General features: G+C 70.0%; 2 pseudogenes. Both read right to left on the bottom strand.

Annotated elements, in window-relative coordinates:
• Nucleotides 1-397 precede the first annotated feature (397 nt).
• Nucleotides 398-1,570: pseudogene (locus ACG0Z3_RS23075) on the bottom strand (IS91 family transposase); the annotation flags it as partial.
• Nucleotides 1,567-2,510 (bottom strand): annotated as a pseudogene (locus tag ACG0Z3_RS23070) (tyrosine-type recombinase/integrase). The pseudogenes ACG0Z3_RS23075 and ACG0Z3_RS23070, both read right to left, overlap by 4 nt.
• Nucleotides 2,511-2,583 lie beyond the last annotated feature (73 nt).

The following is a 2,583-nucleotide window of genomic DNA, read 5'->3' as shown; positions in this document are numbered from 1 at the left end:
AACGAGTAAGGATAGATCGCGCTTGCCGCGATCTGATCCGTTTGTTGGACAAGCCCGGGGCCAGGCGGCGCGTCGGGTGGCGGGCCACTGCAAATAGATTCGGGGGAGTCTGTCGCGGGAGCGGCGCTTGAGGCCGGCGGTGGGTGCCCGCATGCTTGCCAGGGCTGCAGCAGGTGCTCTGGCGGGGCGCGTTGACGCTTATTTTGGCCGTTACCTCAGCCGTGCAGGCGAGCTTGCGCGACGGCGCTTGGATGAAGCCCGTTGACGGCGCAGGGGTTGGGTGAGGCGCTCAGTTCATCGTCGCGGCTCGTGCGGCGTCGGGGGCGCCGGGGCAGGGTCTGTCGGCCTTGCCGGGCATGTCGGGCACGCTGGGGCGTGGGGCTCGAGCGCTGGTGCAGGGCTCACGTTGGGGCGCCGGCATGCGTCGACACAGCACGGTCATGGGCTGGCCGCAGGCGCAGCGCCAGAGCGGGCGGGCGCGGGTCTGGGCGGCGGCGTCCGCTGCGTTGGGCGCGGGGCGCAGGTGCAGCACTTGCAGCAGCCGTATCGAGGCGGCGCTGTTGGGGTGCAGGAAGCCGTAGTTGCGCGAGCGGCGCAGGCCCTTGGGCAGAACGTGCTGGAGCACGAGCCACAGGAACTCGTCCCCGGGTAGGGTGCGCCGCGCCATCCGGCCGGTCTTGGCGTCGCGGTACTGGAAGGTGACGTTGCCGTCGCCCTGGCTGTCGCAGCCCAGGATGTCGCAGCCCAGGCTGTCGCGCTCCTGGATGACGCCGCGGTAGAGGTAGCGCCCGAGGTAGACCAGCGCTTGTTGGCCGTCGCCGACGGCCTTGCAGTCGACGACCCAGATGGCAGGCACGACGGCGGGCAGCGTCAAGCCGGCGGCTTCAATCGCGTCGAGCAGCTTGGCGCGGAAGACCTTGGCGAGCGCCTTGTGGTTGAAGAGGTAGCCACCGCCACCGTTGCCGTTGCCACTGGCGCGCCGGGAGCGCCTTGCCTTGGTGCGCCAGAGTCGGCGCCGGGTGTCCAGCGTGGCGGCGGGCATCACCATGTGGACGTGGGGGTGGAAGTCCAGCCGCCGGCTGTGGGTGTGCAGCACGCCCACCGCGCCGGCGTCGGCGCCGAGCTTGGGGTCGTTGCGCGCGAAGCTGCGCAGGGTGTCCCAGGCGCATTGCATGAGCAGGGGGTAGAGCGTGCGCTGGTGGGCCCAGGCCAGGGAACGCAGTTCGGCGGGCAGCGTGAAGGTGAGCATGAAGTAGGTGGCGGGCACGCGGGCGCGCAGTTGCCGCTGGATCCAGACCTGGCTTTCGTGGTGCTGGCAGTGCGGGCAGGCGCGGTGGCCGCAGGAGTGCGGCACGCTGCGCTGATCGCCGCAGCCGGTGCAGGCCGCGAGCATGCGGGGTGCGAACTGGGTGCGGCAGCGCTTGAGCGCCGCGAGGGCCTGGTGGTGGCTGGGCAGCAGATGCGCGCCGTAGCGCTGGCGCAGCGCGGGCTCGAAGCGTTCGATCACCTGGGCCAGGGTGATCGCGGCCGGTGTTGTGCGCGCCGCTGCCGGTGGGGTGGGCGCGCTCATCGCGCGGCTCCCCAGCCGAGGGTGAAGCGGTTCATCAGCGTGTTGAGCGCGAGGCTGCAGGCGTCGGCGGTGTGGCTGGTGAGATGGGTGTAGCGGGCGGTGGTGAGGATGCTGTGGTGGCCGAGGATGCGCTGGACTTGCAGCAGGTCGACGCCGGCCTCGATCAGGTGGGTGGCGTAGCTGTGGCGCAGGCAGTGGGGGGTGATCTTTTTTTTAGGCCGCAGCCGATGGCGACTTCGCGCAGCGCGCGCTGCACGCCGCCGCGGTCCAGCGCGCTGGTGGCGGAGGCCGCACCGGCCAGGCCCGCGCCGCGGTTGGGGAACAGCAGTCGCGGGTGGCGATGCACGCGCCAGTAGTCACGCAGCACGGCCAGGGTGGCCTGCGGCAGGGGCACCAGGCGGTCGCGGTTGCCCTTGGCGTCGCGCACGTGCACGCGCATGCGCTGGGCGTCCAGGTCGGCCACGGTCAGCGCCAGCCCTTCGCCCAGGCGCAGGCCCAGGCTGTACAGGGTGAAGAAGAACACGCGGTAGCTGAGCACGCGGGTGGCGTCCAGCAGGGCTTGCAGCTCGGCGATGCTGACGATGTCGGGCAGCCGGCTGACCTTGGGCGGGCGGATGAAGTTGGGCATCTCCCAGGGTTTGTGGAGCACGTGTTCGGTGAAGAACTTCCAGCTGTACAGGTCGAGCTTGACGCCGCTCCAGGAGTGCTCGGTGAGCAGCTCGGTGAAGTACTCGGTGAGGTCGTCGGCGCTGAGCGCATCGACTTGGAAGGAGAAGTATTCGCCGATGCGGCGCATGCCGCGCGCGTAGGCGTCGATGGTCTTGGGCTGCAAGCCCTTGAGTCGCAGGTGGCGCAGGTGGGCCTGGTACTGGCGCTGGAAGTGCTCAGGGTAGTTCGCCTGCGGCGCGGCGGGCTGCTTGCCGGTGGGGTGGATGGCCATGATGGAAAGTCCTCGCTGAGTTGCTCGGTCTCACGCGTCAGAATGGATCGCGTGAACAGCAACATTACGGGAC

The organism is Pelomonas margarita (genome assembly GCF_043555875.1).
Lineage (GTDB): Bacteria > Pseudomonadota > Gammaproteobacteria > Burkholderiales > Burkholderiaceae_C > Pelomonas > Pelomonas margarita.
Note: the sequence above shows the minus strand (reverse complement) of the source record. Positions and strands in the feature narration are given on the sequence as shown.